Here is an 18,007-nt window from a genome sequence, read left to right as displayed (position 1 = left end):
ACCGCATGTGCTCCAAGTATCCGCTCAGATTCCTTCAACCTGGATCCCATTTTCGGCCAGCCACGACTTCCGACTGCGCCAATCAGGGAGATGTTGTTCAACCTTGATCCAGAAGGCGGCCGAGTGGTCCGGGTGACGGCCGTGGGCGAGTTCATGAATGACCACATATTGTGCGATCCGAGGAGGCAGCAGAATGGCCTTCCAGTGAAAAGACACCCGACCGCCACTACCGAATGATCCCCAGCGATAACCAAGATCCTGAACTTTGACTTCTCTGACGGTCACGCCCATCCGGTTCGCCTGCTCAGTCACTTGTCGTTCGAACCAATCCTGCGCCCGGCGGGTATACCAGCTTACGAAGATTTCACGTCCACGATGCGCGGATGCCTTGCGAAGGCAGAAGCGTCCGTTGCGAAGTGACAGATCAGCGAGTTGGTTTTCCATCAGCCTGAGCCGGTAGCTCTTGCCCAAATACAGGAACCCCTCGCCATCAACGAATTCCTTGATCGGCGCCCTCTGTTGGAGCCGCGCCTTCTCTTCGATCTTGGTGTGGACCCAGAGTAGCTTTTCCTCAACGAACTCCAGCAGCTGCTGGTCTGCAGCCTGAGATGGCGCAACGATCGAGAGCGCGCCGGTCCGCTCGACCGTGATCTGCAAGGTCTTGCGCCGATTACTCCTGTGCACCTCGAATGACAGGCCATCGACCTCCAGCCTGTGATCACTGGTTCGAGTCGGCTTGCCGCCAGTTCTGATCGGTGAAAGCGGAAGGCGACGCATCACGCAGTCCTGAGCCTTTCGTCGTTTGCCTTGGCTTGCTGGATCAACTGATCGGCAAGGCTTTCAGCATCGGCCACTGTGAACCCGCTCAGCCGCCGGTCAAAAATGATCTCGAATATCTCCGAGCGAAGGTTTTCTTGGTCTGCAAGCTTGAAGCTGCTCCAGATCGAACGGTTGGAGCCCACCTCCTCAATGATCCGGTCAACAATCTCGACGGTCATTTGGTGGATGGCCTGCAGCTGGGCTGGGTCCGTTTGCGGCCCCGCGGCGCAAGCCTCAAGCACGGTCCGCAAGAAGGGTAGATAAACCTCGGGGATGTCAGGCGCCGTCCCGTCAGCGGGTGCGCCTTCTGAGCGAAGCTCATCGATAAGCGCCTGGAGCTGTTCGATGATCTGATCCCACTGCTGGCCAAGACCCTCGAGGATCTGCTTCAGGCGCTCCGACATCTTCTTGAAACGAACAGAGTCCGCCTCAAGGTTCTTGCGGATGTGCGACCGGATCGCATGTTCCATCTCCGACGCTTTGGCACGGCTGCCCGTCGTCTGCCCGACATGGTTGTCAAAGTTCGCATCGGTCAGCTGAACGGGCGGGATCTTCGGGTCGATCCCCAAGGAAATCACATGGTCATCGATCAGCTTGCGGACCTTTGCCCCGACATCGGACCCAAGCGACATGACATCGCGGTATCGATTCCGCGCACGGGCATGGATATAGGCCAACCGCTTCGCATCCTTGACGAAAGGAAGCCCTTCAGGACGCGGCAGGATGATTTCAAGCGAGGTTAGGAAGTCCTTGAGCTTGACTGTGAACTCGGCCCGGGCCTTCTCGGTCGCAAGGACATTTAGGCAGCCCTCATCATCCGAAAGGTCCTCAAGACCGGCCCTGCGGAAAATGTCGATGACCCGGATGTGGCGATCCCGAAGCACCGGGATCTGGTCATTGAGCCCGACCAGAGCGCCCTCGATATCCTCGTCCGCATATGCGGCCAAGGCGGCCTTCAGGTGATGCGCCACGCCGAAATAGTCCACGACGATGCCGCAAGACTTGCCGAAACCTGTCCGGTTGACCCGGGCGATGGCCTGCAAGAGTTCTGCTTCGCGGATCGACCGGTCCAGATACATCACCCCCTCGATGGGGGCGTCGAAGCCGGTCAACAGCATGGATTTGACGATCAGGAACGCCAGCGGATCCGTCTTGCTCTGGTCCTTGTGGAACAGGGGTTTCTTGAACCGCTTGATCCGGGCTTCCTGGGCATGGCCTTCGGTCCATTGCCGCCAGGTCGGGTCATCATTGTTGCCGCCCGACATCACCGGCGCAAACTCGATCCGCGCCAGCGTCTCGCGATACCGCCAAGCCTGGACGAGGGCCTGCGTCACCGGCGGCTTGGTGCACTGGACCTCATCGTCCATGGCCTTGTCGTGGTCCGACAGCGCGGCCGCCTGCGCCAGCAACTCATCCCGCGCCTCCAGAAGAGCGGCATGGTAGCGGATCACCGCAAGGCGGCTGTAGGCCACGACCTGCGCCTTGTAGCCGTTGGGCAGCAGGTTCGTCACATAATGCCGCAGCATGTCGCGGGCCTTTTCCGCGATCAGCGCCGGGGCTTCGAGGATGTTGCCCTTCGTCGCGTATTTCTTGCGGATCGCCTCCAGTTCATCCTCGGTCCGGTCGCGGAACATGTCCTCGAACAGCCCGTCCAGCGTGGCGCCGTCCTTCACCGCGCCCTCGGCCGTTCGCCCCTCATAGAGGACCGGCACCGTGGCCCCATCGGCCTCGGCTTCCTTGATCGTATAGCGGTCGATGAAATCGCCAAAAATCTGCGCTGTCCGCTTCTTTTCACCCATGATGATCGGCGTGCCGGTGAAGCCAATCCGGGCGCAGTTCGGCAGGGCGGCCATCAGGTTGGCGTGCAGGTCGCCGGCCTGGGTCCGGTGCGCCTCGTCCACCACGACAAGGATTGTCTCATCCTCGTTCAGCACCTCGAAGGCTGGGCCCTTGGTCACCTCGGGCACATCCTCCTCGGTCCGGTATTTCTGGATCGTGGCGAACACCAGCCCCGGCCCCTTGCGCCGCGCGAGCCGCTTCAGGGCCCCGGCATTCGTCGCCAGTTCCACCACATCGCCCGACAGGGTCGCCGTTTCCGACAGCTGGCGTTGCAGGTCGCGGCGGTCGGTGACCATGATCACCTTGAACTTCCGCAGTGCGACATCCGTCCGCATCTTGCGGATCATGAACACCATGGTCAGGCTCTTGCCCGACCCTTGGGTATGCCAGACGATCCCACCGCGCCGGTCATACTCGCCATCCTGCAGCCGCGTCTTGCCGGTGCGCAGCCGTTCCAGCGCGCGATTCACGGCGCGATACTGCTGATAGCGGCAGACGGTCTTGATGATCTGACCGCCCACATTCATGAACAGCAGGTAGTGCCGCAGGATGTCCAGCAGATGCGCGGGCCGCAGCATCCCGGCGATCAGGCGTTCCTGTTCCGACAGGCCCTTCTTCCCCAAACCCGCCGCCACCGCATCCTCCGACCCCGTGCCATCCGGGCCGACCACGGTTTTCCAGCTTCCGTAATGTTCCAGCCCCGCACCGATACATCCCACACGGGCCTGATCGAAACTTGTGGCGATCAGCAACTGGACAGAGGCGAACAGCGCCGGCGCCCCTTCGTTGTCCTCCACCTCCAACGCGGCCTTGCGGGCGTTGTGATAGCGGCGGAGCTGCTTGACCGCCTCGGCCAGCGGTTCTGGGATGGCGGGGCTTTTCGCCTCGACCACCACCACCGGGATGCCGTTCACCAAAAGCACAAGGTCGGGAATGATGAAGCCCTTGCCCACATCATGGCCCGGCGGACAATCGATGCGGAACTGGTTGGCGATGGTGAAGGTGTTGGCCCCCACATCGTCCCAGTCGATATAGCGGATGGTCTGTCCGCGACCGCCGTCCCAGCCGGGCAGACCTTCGACCGTCAGGCCGCGCAGGAGGAGTTCCGTCACCGCCTGGTTCGCCTCCATCAGCCCGCGCTGGCCGGGGCGGGTGATGGCGCTGACGGCTTCGGACAGGCGGGCATCGTCCAGCCAGGGCTGGCCGTCGGGGCCGGGGTTGATGGCGCGCAGACGGTCGCGCAAGCAGGCCTCGGCGATGGTGTCGCGGAAGGTCGCGCGCCCGGTCAGGCTGGGGTCGTCCTTTGACCCCTCCTGCACCTGCCAGCCCATGGCGCGGCATTGGTTCAGGAAGGGCAGTTCCACATCGTCATACTCGTGCCCCATGACCGGACCCTTCGGTTACAACAAGGGCGTGACGGGAACCCTGCCGGTCAGCAGGTCGTCCATCAGGCCGGATTTCAGGGATTTGAGCTTGCCGAGTTCCTCTTCTTGACGGCTGATGTTGCCTTCGGCCTCAAGCAGAATCTCGGCTGCACGGTCCTGCTCTGCCCTAGGGGGCAGCGCGATGGCGTATTTCTTGAAGAATGACAGGCCGATTGTCTTGATGGTGCTTCCCATCGCAATCGCCTCGAACCTAGGCTTTTCCCGCTGGAGCACGTAGTAAAGGAACATGTGGTTCAGTTTCGCACCGCACCGCCAAGCCATGAAATGCTGGCTGACGGCCATTTCGGAGCCGAGAATAGCGCTCTTTCCGATACCAGCATCGCGTGAGAGAATGACCGTGTTTTCAGGATGTTTGACCGCCGAGGAATTCGCGAGGCCCGCTTCGCTGATCTCTTTGTCGGTCTCTCGTATGTAAACCTGATCGAGACGGTGTGAGTCCGCCAAGGACACCCACTTGATCCCGCCGTTCCAATAGGAAGCAACGGACTTGCTAGGCGTGTGACCGCTTCCGCGCTGCGCAACATCGTCAAGCAGGCGAACCTCCCACTCCTTCGGCAGCCAGCCCAGCGGGGTTTGGTGGTAGAGGTGGGGAGCCTCGGGCTGTGGGGGGCGGAGGTCGCCGTTCGCGTCGATGCCGCGGGTCAGCAGGTCATGCAGCAGCCCCTGCTTCATCGCCCGCAGCTTGGCCACCACCGCCTCGGTCCCCCGGATCGCCGCGTCCAGCGTGTCGAGGACTTCGGCGATTTTGGCTGCTTCATCAGCTTGAGGCAACGGAAGCACGATGTCGCCGAACTCAGAACCGGAGATTTCAAGGAAGGTCGAGCCAGATGCCCGACGAACCATCTCAGGCTTAATCTTCTCGGTCAGGTGGAAAAGATAGTCGGTGAACCGGCGGTCAAAGGGCACCACGGATTTGAAGCCCTGATTGGTGGCCATGGGCACGGTGTTCACGGCTCGCGCGCCCAACGTAGCGCGGGACGTAATGAGCAACGAATTGGCGGGCAGAAGGTTCGCACCGCTTCCCGCAAGCCCTGCTGGTGAAATTGTCTCTGCGGTTTTCTCGATTTCCTTTGTCGGTAAAGCGGTCAACTCACCGGGCGTCACCCAAGGTATCCCACCGCCCCACAGAGACGGCGCATCGCGCGAAGGGGTGCCGCCGCTGACAATACGACCAACTTCGCGCATCTTGACCTTCGACCAGCGGTCAGGGACTGCGCTTAAGAACTCCGCATATTCGTTTCGGGCCTCAGACATACCCCAACCCCTTCAGGAACCCGGCCAGCTTGTCCGTCGCCTCGGCCCGCGCGGCTTCGATCTCGGTCAGGGTCACGCGATACTTGTCCCACCAGGTTTCAAACGCCGCCACGATCTGCCCGCGTTGTGCGGCGATGTAGCGGGTCAGGATCTTTTCCATGTCGTCATGCAGGATCCTCAGGATCAGCGCCGCCGCATCCCCCTCGGTCAGCCCGTCCACGGCCCCGTTGATCGCATCGGTGAATTGCGCGTGCTTGGCCTTCAGCGTCTTCTTGACCTCGGCCAGTTCCTTTTTCCACCGCTTCACCTGCGCCTCGTCCACGGGTTCGGCGTCGTCATCATCTTCCTCGCCCTCCTCGGGCGTGGCGGTCGCGGCCTTGATCTGGGCGTCAAGTTCCGCCTTGCGCGCCTCCAACTCGGCAATCTCGCGCACGAAGCCGCCCATCAGGAAGCTGACCAGCTTGTGGTCCAGCGGGCTGTCCTTGCTGCCCTTGTCCTCCAGCGCGGTGACGATGGAGGTGCGCCAGGCATCGACAACGCCCCGGCTGTCGCGCGCCATCAGGGTCAGGAAGTCGAACCGCGAGGCCTGCCAGAACTGCGCGATGATGCCCCGCACGGTAAATGGGTCGAGCATGGCCAGCCCCTCCAGCGCTTGCGAAAAGCTGGACAGGAGTTCATCGCGCAGCTTGATGAGGGCGGCGGCCTGATCTGCCCCGGCCAGCGCCACGATGCCGTCCTGATGCGCGGCCCACCAGGCGTTGAAGGCGGCCCGGATTTCGGCCTCGCGCGCTTGCAGGCCCGCGTTGGCCTCGATGGCGGGTTTCAGGTCGGATTTCGCGGTCAGGTGCGGGGCGAAGTCGAGGTATCCGTCATCGCGGGGGACCAGCAGGTCCATCGGGTTCAGCCCGTGGGCGCGGAACAGGTCGGTCTTGGCCGCGACCTCCCCCTTCGGGATGCCGCCCACCAGATGCGCGCGCACGTCATGCGGTTCGGGCGGCGGAGCGTTGTCGGCATAGCGGCGGATGTTCAGGTTGAAATCGTTGTCGCGCAGGGTGTCGATGTCGACGATGGCCGAAAAGCCGGGGATCTCGCGGTATTCCTCGAAGGTGGTGACGATCTTTTCGATGTGTTCGGGCATCAGGTGGTTCTGCGCCCGGCCTTCGAAATACTCGCGGTCGGCGTTGATGAAGAGGATCTTGCCCTGCCGGTCCTTCGGCTTGCCCGAGACAAGGTTCGCACCGTTCTGGATGCGCTGACGTAGGACGATGACGCAGGCCGGGATGCCTGTGCCGTAGAAGAGCTGGGGCCCGAGGCCGATGATCGCCTCGATCTGGTCCTGTTCGATGATCCTCTGGCGGATCTTGCCCTCGTCGCCCCCACGGAACAGCACGCCGTGGGGCATGACGGTGGCGATCATGCCGCCGTCACGCGTGACGTGCAGCATGTGCTGGAGGAACATGAGGTCAGCCTTCTTGGCACCGCGCGGGACCTCGTGGAAAAAGCGTTCGGGGAACTTGGGCTGCCATGTGTATTCCCCAGATCGGTCCTTGTCCTTTGACCCCCAGGGGAGGGAGAACGGGGGATTGGTCAGGATACGGTCGAACCGGCGCAGTTCGCCGTTGTCGACATGCTGGGGCTCGCCCAGCGTGTCCTCGTTGCGCAGGTCGGCGCTGCTGATCCCGTGCAGCAGCATGTTCATCTTGGCGATGGACCAGACGGTGCCGGCGTTCTCTTGACCGAAGAGGTTGGCCTTGCGCCCGTCTTGCCCGTGTTCGTCGATGTAATCCTTGGCCGCGATCAGCATGCCACCCGATCCGCAGCAGGGGTCATAGATGTCGTGTTCAAGGGTCGGCTTCAGGAGGCGCACCATCATCCGGACTACGGACCGGGGGGTGTAGAACTCGCCGCCCTTCTTGCCCGCTGAGTCGGCGAACTCCGCTATCAGGTATTCGTAGGCGGCGCCGAGGAGGTCAGGGAATTCGAAGTCCTCGTTCCGAAGCCGGATTTCCCAGAAATGGGTGATCAGCTGGCGCAGCTTCTGGTCGCTGATCTTGCTCTGGCCGACCTTGCGGGTGAAGTCGATGTGGTCAAGGACGCCTTCAAGGGCGATGTTCTCGGATTCGATCCCACCGAGGGCCTTGTTCAGCTTGTCGCCGATATTCTCATGGGCTTCATCGACAAGGAAGGCAAACCGGGATTGCGGTGGAACCCAGAACGTGCCGCTGCGACCATACCAGACCTTGTTCTCGGCATCTTCTGCGGCCTGTTCAGGCGCGATGCCGTTTCCGATGCGCTTTTCGATAACCCCCTGCCGGGCCTGCTCGAAAACGTCGGAACAGCGCTTCAGAAACAGCATCCCGAAGATGTATTCCTTGAACTCCGAGGCATCCATTTTCCCCCGAAGGATATCGGCGGCGGCGAAAAGGTGCCGCTCAAGTTGGGCAAGCGTCAGGGGCATTTAGTTTTTCTCACGGTCTTTTACTGCAAGGTGGGCCATCAGGCTGTTTAATACAACCGTTAAGCACTTGGTAATCTTGGATGAACCTGATGTTCTGTCCTTCTGCCGTCATATGCCCTCCAGCCCGACCTCGGCACGTTCCCCACCAAGTGCCGCAAAGGCCCTCTGGCGGCAGGTGAGGACCAGGATCTGCTGGTCGCGCGCGGTGCGGTGGAGGGCGTCGAACATCGCCTCGATCCGGTCGTCGTCGGAATGGACCAGCGCATCGTCAAGGATCACCGGAACCGGGCGGCCGGCGGTGGCGAAGAGGCGGGCGAAGGCAAGGCGCGTCAGGATCGCCACCTGTTCGCGGGTGCCGCCGGACAGGATCTCCAGCGCCTCGGGCTGGCCGTTGCGGGTGAGCGTTGCGGGCAAAAGGCTGGTGTCGTCGATGGTCAGCTGCGCGCCGGGGTGCAGGATCGCCAGCAGCGGCTGAAGCTCGCGCAGCACGGGGCCGAAATAGGCGTCGCGCGCCTTCGTCCGCGCCTCGTCCAGCGCACGCCTCAGCCGGGTCAGCGCCCGCACCTCGGCCTCGTAGCGGGCCGCGCGGGCCTCGGCCTCGGCACGGTCACCGGCGACTGTGGCAAGACGTTCCTCGATCCCCTCCTCGGCCAGCGCGAGGATCGTGGCGTTGAGGCTCGCCAGATCCTCGCGCGCCTTCTGTTCGGCGTGGCGGGCTTGATCGACGGCACCTTTCGCACGTGTCAGCCGGGCCTCGGCGGTGGCCAGGTCGGGGGCCGCGGCGCGCAGGGCGGCAAGGGCGGCCTCGGCCTTTGTGGCAGCCTCGGACAATGCGGGCGCGCGGGCCTTCAGCTCGGCGATGCGGGCGGCAAGGGCGGCCGGATCGCCCGCCTCGGACAGGGCAGCCGCCAGGTGCCGTTCGGCGCTTGCCCGGTTGGCCTCGGTCGCGGCGCGCGCCTCGCCCGCCTGGACCGACAGGTCATGCGCGGCCTTGGCCGCGGCGCGGGCGGACTGTTCAGCGGCCTCGGCCTGCGCCAGCGCCGCCGTCACGCTGGCGGCCTCCTCGGTCGCCTCGGGGGCATCGGCGGCCAGCGTTTCGGCGCGCGCAAGCGCGGTGCGGAGCGCATCCAGCCCCTCGGGTGCGACCTCGGCCAGAAGGGCAGCGGCCTGTTTCGCCTCGGCCTCCAGCCGCTGCGCCTCGGCCCATTGCGCGCGGGCGGCGGGCAGGCTTTCCACCTGCGCCTCGGCCAGCAGGCGGGAAAGGGCCTGTTCGGCCTCTGTGATCGCGTCGGAACTGCGCCCTGCGCCGGGGTCGATGCGCAGCGCGCCAAAGCCCGGCAGCGTCAGGTCGGCGGCGGCAAGGATCGGCACTGGGCCACCGGGCAGGGCCGCGCCGTTCAGCATGGCGGGGGCGCCATCAGGACGGGCCTCGATGGTCACCGCCTGCGCCTCGGCCCGCGCGCGGGCAAGGTCGAGGGCGGATTGCGCCTTTTCGGCGGCCTCGATCATCCGGGCGGTCACGGTGATCCGCGCCCGCTGCGCGCGGGTCTGGTCGAGGCTCGTTTGCAACCCTGTCGCGCGGTCGAAGCGGCGTTGCAGGTCCTCGGCCTGTGCCTTTGCGGCCTGCGCGGTCTCGGCCCGGGTCGCGGCCTGCAACCGGGACCGCAGGTCGCGGGTCTGGTGTGCAAGCGCCTCGGCGGCCCCGGCCGCGGCGCGGTCGCGCTGGCCAAGGTCATCGGCACGGGCGCGGGCGGCGGCAGCGGCATCATCCGCCTTGGCCAGCGCGGTCTGCGCGGCGGCCACGCGGGCGGCCAGCGTTTCCGCCGCCGCGATCTCCTGCCCGGCGCGGTCGGCATCCAGCCGGGCAAGCCGCAGGGCGGTTTCGGCCTGCGCGACCTCGGCCTGGTGCGCCAGCGCCGCCTGATGCGCGGCCTGCGCATCCGTCAGCGCCTGCGCGCGGGCAGCGGCATCAGCGGGGTCGGTCAGGCGGGTCAGCGTGCGGTTCACTTCGGTCCGCCGGGCCAGATCGCCCGAAAGCCGCTCTGCCCGCGGGCGCAGCACCGCCTCTTCCGCCGCCAGCGCCGCCGCCTCATCGACCGCGCGCTTCCATTCGCCCCCGGCCTTCGGGCGGCCGCCATCGGTTGCCAGCTTCGCCAACGCCTCGGCCACGCGGTCGATCACCGCATCCATCCGCCGCCCGCCGGTCATCATGTCGATCTCGCCCGCGACCGAGGACATGAGGTCCCGCCGGGCCGACAGGTCGCGTTCCCGTTCGCGCTTGTCGTCGGATTCAAGCCCCATCAGCCCCTGACGCACCCACAAAAGGCCCGAAGGCCCGGCAAGCCCGCCGCCCATCAGCCGGTCGATCCAGGCCTCGGCCTCGTCGGCCTGGGCGATCAGGCGGCCGGTGGCGTCCAGAACCTGCGCCTGTGCCTTGCTGATCCAGCGCTTGGCGATGCGGAACCGGCCTTCGGGCAGGTCCACCTCCACCGCCACCTCGGGCGCGCCCCCGGCATGGGGTTGCAGCGCCTTGATCGCGGCGTTCCGGCTGCCGTGCTTTTCAAAGAACAGCGCATGGATCGCGTCGAAGAAGGTGGATTTGCCGAATTCGTTGGGTTCGGACAGCACGGTGATGCCGTCGCCGATGCCCGACAGCCGCGCGCGCTGGCCCGCGAAGCGGCGGACGTTGGTCAGTTCGATCGCCCGCAGCCTCATGCCCGCACCTCCTGCGTGAGCGCATAAAGCCGGGCAAGGGCTGCCTGAGCCGTCTCGCGGTCCGCCTGGCTGAGGGCCGCATCCCCGGCCTCGGCCAGCAGCACCTGGGCCGCCTGACGCAGCGCGCCCGCCCGGTCGATCTGGTCCAGGTCTTCGGGCAGCGCCTCCACCGCCAGCGCGGACAAGTCCGCCTCGAACCAGCCGAAATCCGGCGCGCGGGCGTCCAGTGCCGCCTCAAGCGCGGCGCGGTCGGCCAGCGGAAGGCGCCCCGTCACGGTGATCCGCAGCAGGTGATCCCGCGCGCGCGCCACAGGCAGGGCGGCGGTGAGGCGCGGGGCCACATCCTCGCCCGGCAGCAGGTCCAGCGCCGGGCGCATCCAGCGGAATTGCGCGGTGTCCACCGGCGTTACCTGCGCGGGGCCGTCCAGCGTGACCAGCAGCGCCCGGCCCGGTGCGTCATGCTTGAAGCTGTCGGGTTCCGGCGTGCCGGAATACCAGGTGGCGGGCGTCACCTGCATCTGCCCGTGCCAATCGCCAAGGGCGAGGTAATCGAGGCCCGAGCGCGCGGCGCGATCCGGCGGGATGATGCCGGTCGCCCCTTCCTCGCCGGAAAAATCGGTGATCGCGCCGTGGCCAAGCCCGATCCGCCGCGCGCCTTCGGGCGTGGGGGCCGACATCGCCTCGGTCAGGTCGCGGCCGGGGCGGCGCTGCGTGCAAGGCGCGGGCAGGAGCCAGTGGCCGGGGGCCAGTTCCACCGGGGCGTCATCGGTGATGGCCCGCAGGTTCGCGGGCGCGTCCTGTGCGATGCGCCGCCAGAGTTCGGATGCGGCAAGGCTGTCATGGTTGCCGGGCAGCAGGACCCAGGTCAGATCGCCTTCTTCCCCCATCGCGCGCAGGGCCTGCCGCAGCGTCTCGGGCGCGGGGGTTTCGGCGTCGAACGTATCGCCCGCCAGCAGCACCACCCCGGCCCCGCCCGCCCGCGCGGCCTGCGCCAGCCGGGCAATCGCCCCATGCCGCGCCTCGCGCAACCTGTGCCGGATGCCTTCGGGGTAACCGCCGAAGGCGCGGCCCAGATGCAGGTCGGAAGAGTGAAGAAACCGGAATGCGTTCATGCCTGACCTGCCTTTGCCCTTGTCCCAACCTTGCCGGGAAATCCCGCCCGATCAACCCCTTGCCTCAGGCCATCCGGCAGGCGGGATCATCCTTCCAGCGCAGCCAGACGGTCGGGCGCATCTCGGCCTCGGAGAGGAAGGTGCGGGCGGAAAAGACCGGCAGACGCCCGCAGCCGTTGGACAGCCCCCAGTCCGGGTCCAGCGCCATCTCGTCATGGCCTCCGGCCCAGAGGCCCGGCGAGGCGGCAGGGTAGTATTCGTCGCCCGCCTCCTCGATCCGGGCCGCACGATCCCAGCCGCGGAAGATGGCCTGCGCCTCGGCATCGACCTGCGGCAGTAGCGCGTTCTGAAGGTCGATCTCGGACCGTTCCACCAGCCGCTCCAGCGCATGGGTGCAGAAGCTGACGGCGGACAGTTGGAAGCCGAGGATCGGGCCCACCATCCCGACCCGGGCGCGCAGGTAGATCAGGCCAGTTTCGTGGAACACCGTCGCGCCTCCGACGCGCGCCTCGACCGCGCGCACGGCGCGGGTGATGAAACTCAGCGCCTTGCCGCCGGGCGCCATCGCCACGCGCACCACACCGGGGCGGCCCTTCAGCCGAAGGGCAAGGCGTTCCACCGCCTTGGCGTTGGGGCGCAGGCCTGCCGCCATGCGAATGAGGCCCGGCATGTCAGGCGCGTCGCGGTCTGCGGTCGCGATGACCTGCCGCGCAAGGCCCCTTTTGAGCGAGACGCGAAGGGCGGGCGAACGGGCGAAGGCGGCGTGGTTCATCTGCATCGGGGTCTCCTGTTGAAAGGGGTGGGGGCGGAATCGTGGTAAAGGAATCGTCAACACCCTCAATCTGGGGCATAAGGGTGGCAAATTCTGACAGGGTGCTGCGATGTCCTTCCAGAAAGCCGCCGACCTCCTGCGCCTCGCGGAACTCGCGACCGCCCGCTATCTGGGCGTGTCCTTGACCGAGATCGAGGAGGAGTTCGGCGTCGACCGCCGCACCGCGCAGCGGATGACGAAAGCGCTGGAGGATATGTTCCCCCATTGCATCACGCGGGTGGATGACGACCGACGCAAGTTCTGGAAACTGCGCGCCGATGACGCCCGGCTGATGCTGGCCCAGGGCATCCGCGACAGCGAACTGGCGGCGCTGGAACTTGCCATCCGCCGGGCCGAGCGCGAGGGGCTGGCGACCGAGGTGCGCGCCCTGTCCGGCCTGCGCGACCGGCTCTTGGCGGCGATGCCGGGGCCGCACGCCCGCCGGGCCGAAGCCGATGCCGAAGCGGTGCTGGAAGCGCACGGTTTCGCCTCGCGCCCCGGCCCGCGGGTGCGCGTTGGACCGGACCTGATGGGGGTGATCGGCGCGGCGCTGAAGGGGCCGCATGTGCTGACGGTCGTCTACGCCGGGGGCCGCGACCCCGACCGCGCGCGGCGGCTGGAACCGCATGGCCTGCTCCTCGGCACCCGCCGCTACCTCGTCGCGCGTGAGGCGGGCGGCGACGGGCGGATGCAGCACTATCGCCTCGACCGGATCACCTCGGCCCGGCTGGAGGCCGACAGCTTCGCCCGCGACCCGGCGTTCGACCTGTCCACCCACGCCGCCCGCGCCTTCGGCAGTTTCCACACGGATGCCGAATACGGCGAGGTTGTCTGGCGCTTCACCCCCGCCGCAGCCCCCACTGCTCGAGAGTTCCTTTTCCACCCAACACAGGAGATGACCGAAGAGGCGGACGGGAGCCTGACCGTTCGGTTCACCGCCTCGGGCCATCTGGAGATGGCCTGGTTTCTGTACATGTGGGGCGACGCGGTGGAGGTGCTGGCGCCGGAACCCTTGCGCGCAATGGTCGAGCGGCACCGGCGCGGCGATTTCCCGGCGCTGCCTTAACGGGCGAATCCGGACCAGCGGCACCCTTCATCAAACGTTGATCACCCTCGTCACATAAGGACCACAGTCGGCACACCCTGCCCCCCGCGCCCAGATGCGGGACGATCCGTCACCTTCAACTTGGCGCAACAGGCGTCACGGATCCGGATCGTCCTGCCGCAAGGCGCCCAACACGCTGAAGGCCTCGGCGGCCAGACCGATCCCTTCGTCCTTCATCGACGAAGGGAGATCCGGATGGGACAGCCACTGCATCAGCTTCCTGAGAAGAGGTTCGAACCGCTCCAGCAGGGTGCCCAGGAAGGCCCATTGCTTCTTCACCTCGGTCTCCTGCCGGTCCAGGTCTGCGCGCTTCATGTCGAGGTCCGCAGTCACCGCCAGCCGCTGCCTTTCGAGTTCGTCCCGGGCCACCTCGCGCTCCTTCGCGATAGCCGCAGTTGCGGCGGCCCGCTTCCGGGCGATCTCCTCCTTCGCCGCTTCGCGTTCCTCCTCGGTCGTCCGACCGACGGCATCTGCCTCGCGCCGCGCCGCGCGGGTCTGTTCCGCGACTGTCGCGGCGGCCCGAACTGCCGGGCCGATTTCAGGAAAGGCCGGACGCAACAGCTCCGGTGCACGCGCGATCACGCGACCGCCTTCCCGCACGCCCAGGGTCCCGGCGGCCATTTCTTCGGTCAGCGCGGCAAGCCCGGCCGTGACCACCTGGGCCCGGGTAGTGGCCCGGGCAGCTTCGGCCCGTTCGGCGTCAGCCTTCCCGATCACCTCGGCAGCCGCCTGATCCGCCGCGAGGCGGGCGGCCTCAGCCTCGTCCCGGGCCTGACGCGCAGCATCGGCCCGCGCCTGCTCCACTTCAGCGGCCGCAACCGCCTCGGTCCGGATCCGGTCCGCCGCTGCTTCGGCCGCCTGCTGAACACGGGCGGCTTCTGCCTGCGCCGCCATCGCAGCCTCCGCGGCCGCTTCGCGTTCGGCCTCGGCCCGCGCCTGCGCCTGCCGGGCTTGTTCAGCCCGGGTCTCCGCGGCCTCCCGCTCGCGTTCGGCAACGGCAGCCGCCCGGTCCGTTTCAGCCCGCCGGGTTCGGGCCTCCGCGATGGCGCGCTTGCGCGATTTCCGCAGCGTCACGGTCGCGAGCGCCGTCGCGTCTGCGACGATCACCCCGGCCCGGTCCTCCGCAGCCTCCGTGATCCGAGAGGCCTTTTCCCGGGCCGCCGAGACAAGACCTTCGGCTTCAATCCGGTCCGCGTCAGCCTTCGCCAGAGCCTGCCGGGCTTCCTCGACCCGCGTCTCGGCCGTCGCAAGGATCCCGGCGGCGGCATCTTTCGCCTGCGTGATCGCAGCCTCCGCTGCCGTGCGCTCCTGTTCGATCCGGGCCAGCCGCAGCTCCGCCTCCCGGTGCTGGCGTTCCCGCTCCGCCCAGATCTGCGCCTTCGTCTCGATGTCGCGGCTGAGGCTGTTCGCCCGTTCCTGGAGACGGAAGGTCCGCCCCCGGACAAAAGCCGCAGCCAGCTGACCGCGGCGCAACTCGATGGCGGTCTCCGCCTTCATGCACCGGACCTCGTCGTGCTGGGCCTGGGTTTCCCGGGCGGCGCGCTTGCGCGCCTTCTTGAGGGCCTTGGTCCCGACCAGTTTCGCGTCGGAGAGGATCACGCCGGCGCGGTCGTTGGCGGAGCCTATGATCCGGACGGACTGCGCGCGCGCCGCTTCAGCCTGCCGATCCGCCTCGCGACGGGCGTCCTCGGCTTCCCGTTTCGCGCGCAGCGCAACCTCGGCCTGCGCCTCCGCACGGGTCCGGTCGCGCTCGGCAGCTGCGACCTGCCGATCCGTCTCCGCCTTCCGGGCCTTCGCCTCGGCGATGGACCGCTTGCGGGACTTCTTCACCGCGGACTTCGCCAGCGCCACGCCATCCGCGACGGTGGCCGCAGCCTCGGCCCGGGCTGCTTCCCGGATCCGGTCCCGGTCCTCGAGCGCAAGCCGCCGCTGTTCCCGGCGCCACTGAGTCGGCGGGATATGCCGACGCGGTTCAGGCACTTCCAGTCCTGCGGCAAGCGCCTGCCGGACAGCTTCGGCCCTACGTTCCCCGCGATGAATCCCGAGAGCCAGAAACGCCTCCCCAGCGACGTCCTGCGCATGCTCATAGCGCGCGATCAGCGGGTTGGCCGAGGGCTGAAGAAGGCGCTGGCGTCCCCTGTTTTCGCTGAACTTTTCAACCCAGACGCCGACCACGAAGTGCAGATGGAAGGCTTCCTCGTCGACATCGGCATGCACTTCCAACAACTGATCACCGGGAAAGTTCTCGGTCAGGAAGTCCATGGCGCTATCGAGAAAATCGAAGACACGGCGCAGGTCCCACTCCTCCAACCCCGTACCCCCCAGCCACCGCTTGTTGACGGTAAGGACGCCTTCGCGAAGCGGGCCGAGCCGGGTATATTTCCAGGGATCGACCAGGCCACGGCGGCTGACCTCTCGCGCCTCCTTGTGGCGCCCCTTGCGCGTCCTCGCGTCAATCTCCTCCTGGAGGTTCTCCTGAGCCGCTTGCGCAATGCGTGCGTTCAGTCTGTCGATCCAATCCGGTCCGCCGATCTCCTGCCAGTTGAGATGGGACAGATGCGCGCGGATATGGGTGAGATCCCCCCCGCGCCGGTTCCCGTGCATCTCCCGGCGTTTCAGATCACGCGGGAACATCGGCTCGAACCGGAGGACAATCGGGGCCTCATCAAGCCGCTCGATACGATCGGCCTTGTCAAAATGGGCGTGGATGGACATGATCAGGTTCCGGGCAGATTTCGCTGGTCCAAGCCTCCGCGAGGGGCGTGAAAAAACTCAGCGAAAAATCCGTGGGAATGTCCGGTCTGTTACTCACTAATGTTTTTGCGCTGTCGGGGGGCCCCCGACATCACAAAAACCCGTTCGCGAGGGGGATACCCCCTCGACCCCTTCTCGCGATTCGACCGGCCCGGAGGCCGATCGATCGCTGCGACCAGCAGCCTGCTGGACCCTCCCACCCCGTTTCTTGATTTGTTTTTCCTGTTCTTTTTCAGAGGGTCCGGTGAGCCTTTTGCTTGCCGCAACGCCCCCCTGCTGCGCCGCAGCGCACTGGGCGGCAGGTCCAGGCGCGGAGGCTGGCCGACCCGGCCGTCCTCCGCACCCCGAACCATGGCCAGCAACGGCACGCCGCCTCTTCGCCATCACGTCGCCCCGAAATTCCGACGGGCTGTCCCTCTTTCTGCAACCCGAACACCGTCCTCGACCCCGCCCGCGCTGGAGGCACTGCGCCACCTGCGTAACGACACCCCAACGTCAGAAGACGAGCGCGCTTTCTGGTCCTTCGAGTCACTCCTCTAAGTCGAGGGCAACCGCCTGCGCCTGACCCGGCCCGATCCGGAGGATCAGGCCGCCGCGATGCTGGCCGAATGTTGGCTGGGAACCATGCCGGACCATGAAGCCGACGATCCTCCGGCAGACTTCACCGCAGCCGGACCGGACCTGTGGCGCGAATACCCACGTGAAGACATCCCGCCCCTCTTCGGCGCGCGGTTCAGCCCCGGAAACTGGAACACGAGAATTGTCCGGCTTGACAACACCCTGATCCTGCTGACCACCCTGAAGAAAGGCGGGCGGAACCCAGGCAGCCACTACGAGTACCACATCCTCGGTCCCGACCGGATGCAATGGAAAATGTGAACGATCCAACGCCGTCATTCGTGCCTAGCACAGCACATGACCGGTCCCAGCCCGAGGCGGCCAAGCGTGACGCCCGCAGCACGAAGCGCTACGCAGGCGCTAACTACGGGAACCAAGCCTTCGCTGCGGCACCGACCATCGACCACATTTGGGACTGTCAGCGGCTGGACACCATCCGGCTCAAAAAGCGACGGAAGCGGACATCCGAAACGTTCACCCGATCGATGCTCGGCTCCCTAAATCAGTTTTGCGCCTACCGGGTTCTCGAGCGCGGATCGCGCGGCGGAAGTTGCCTTCTTCCTCTTGTCGATCTCGATTCTGAAATCGTCGAGCGCTTTGAGATCAGCTGCCATCTCATCCGGAGAAGGTTGCGGCAAATCTCTGCCAGCAGACATATCGTGGCCGGACCGCTCTGAAGCTCGCTTCATCGCGAAGTAGATGGTCCGGTAGTCTTCGTCGGTGACAGTAACTTCTTTAAGGCTCTGCGTTTTGACGTCGGGCACGAACCTTTGAACGGTCTTCCGAAAGAGAACCTCCTCTACGGCCCGTTCCCACGACTCGCGCAGATCCGAGTAAAAGTCCTTTGCCTGCCGCCGGTATTCATCTGTGTCAAAGTCAGTTACGCTCTTGAGATCCTTAGCGCGCTTTTGCAACGACCCGATCCGTGCGTTCAGGTCGGCGACCCACGGCTCGCTGTTCTCTCGAATCACGCCGAATCCCTCAGACTGGGTCTTGGCCACGACCGACTTAATCAGAGGCGCAGCGTCCCCGGCCCGAGCTGCCTCGGACACCACCTCGTTGAAGAATACTAGCCCG

At 66.1% G+C, this 18,007-nt stretch carries 11 protein-coding genes; 2 read left to right on the top strand and 9 right to left on the bottom strand.

Annotated elements, in window-relative coordinates:
* Positions 1-24 precede the first annotated feature (24 nt).
* The 7 genes from C5F46_RS12475 to C5F46_RS12445 form a co-directional block, all read right to left on the bottom strand.
* The gene (locus tag C5F46_RS12475; protein ID WP_107325678.1) at positions 25-777 is read right to left on the bottom strand and encodes a M48 family metallopeptidase; all 753 of its coding nucleotides are present in this window, start codon (positions 775-777) and stop codon (positions 25-27) included.
* A complete protein-coding gene (locus C5F46_RS12470; RefSeq protein ID WP_107325677.1) occupies positions 777-4,043 on the bottom strand; it encodes a type I restriction endonuclease subunit R in 3,267 nt (1,088 codons plus the stop codon). The genes C5F46_RS12475 and C5F46_RS12470 overlap by 1 nt, the downstream gene beginning before the upstream one ends.
* Positions 4,044-4,058: 15 nt before the next feature.
* Positions 4,059-5,357: a restriction endonuclease subunit S gene (locus C5F46_RS12465; protein ID WP_107325676.1), complete on the bottom strand. Its 1,299-nt coding sequence runs from the start codon at positions 5,355-5,357 to the stop codon at positions 4,059-4,061.
* Positions 5,350-7,815, bottom strand: a complete 2,466-nt coding sequence (locus tag C5F46_RS12460; protein WP_107325675.1) for a type I restriction-modification system subunit M — start codon at positions 7,813-7,815, stop codon at positions 5,350-5,352. The genes C5F46_RS12465 and C5F46_RS12460 overlap by 8 nt, the downstream gene beginning before the upstream one ends.
* A 108-nt stretch (positions 7,816-7,923) precedes the next feature.
* On the bottom strand, positions 7,924-10,530 hold the full coding sequence (locus tag C5F46_RS12455; RefSeq protein ID WP_107325674.1) for an AAA family ATPase: 2,607 nt from the start codon (positions 10,528-10,530) through the stop codon (positions 7,924-7,926).
* Positions 10,527-11,642, bottom strand: coding sequence for a metallophosphoesterase family protein (locus C5F46_RS12450; RefSeq protein ID WP_107325673.1), 1,116 nt, complete (start codon positions 11,640-11,642; stop codon positions 10,527-10,529). Before C5F46_RS12450 ends, C5F46_RS12455 begins: the two co-directional genes overlap by 4 nt.
* Before the next feature lie 64 nt (positions 11,643-11,706).
* The gene (locus tag C5F46_RS12445; protein ID WP_107325672.1) at positions 11,707-12,420 is read right to left on the bottom strand and encodes a hypothetical protein; all 714 of its coding nucleotides are present in this window, start codon (positions 12,418-12,420) and stop codon (positions 11,707-11,709) included.
* A 103-nt stretch (positions 12,421-12,523) separates the two neighbouring features.
* Between C5F46_RS12445 and C5F46_RS12440 the strand changes: the two genes are divergently transcribed.
* On the top strand, positions 12,524-13,519 hold the full coding sequence (locus C5F46_RS12440; protein WP_107325671.1) for a helix-turn-helix transcriptional regulator: 996 nt from the start codon (positions 12,524-12,526) through the stop codon (positions 13,517-13,519).
* A gap of 135 nt (positions 13,520-13,654) precedes the next feature.
* Here the strand turns inward: C5F46_RS12440 and C5F46_RS12435 are convergent, their stop codons facing one another.
* Complete coding sequence (locus C5F46_RS12435) at positions 13,655-16,273, bottom strand: hypothetical protein (RefSeq protein ID WP_107325670.1); 2,619 nt, start codon at positions 16,271-16,273, stop codon at positions 13,655-13,657.
* Positions 16,274-16,909: 636 nt separating this feature from the next.
* Here C5F46_RS12435 and C5F46_RS12430 point away from each other — a divergent pair.
* Positions 16,910-17,191, top strand: coding sequence for a hypothetical protein (locus tag C5F46_RS12430; RefSeq protein ID WP_107325669.1), 282 nt, complete (start codon positions 16,910-16,912; stop codon positions 17,189-17,191).
* A 236-nt stretch (positions 17,192-17,427) separates the two neighbouring features.
* On the opposite strand, the gene C5F46_RS12425 is transcribed toward C5F46_RS12430, so the two are convergent.
* A partial coding sequence (locus C5F46_RS12425; protein WP_459562100.1) for a hypothetical protein occupies positions 17,428-18,007 on the bottom strand: 580 nt, incomplete at its 5' end.

Origin of the sequence: Phaeovulum veldkampii DSM 11550, assembly GCF_003034995.1 — a bacterium.
Classification (GTDB): Bacteria; Pseudomonadota; Alphaproteobacteria; order Rhodobacterales; family Rhodobacteraceae; genus Phaeovulum; species Phaeovulum veldkampii.
Note: the sequence above shows the minus strand (reverse complement) of the source record. Positions and strands in the feature narration are given on the sequence as shown.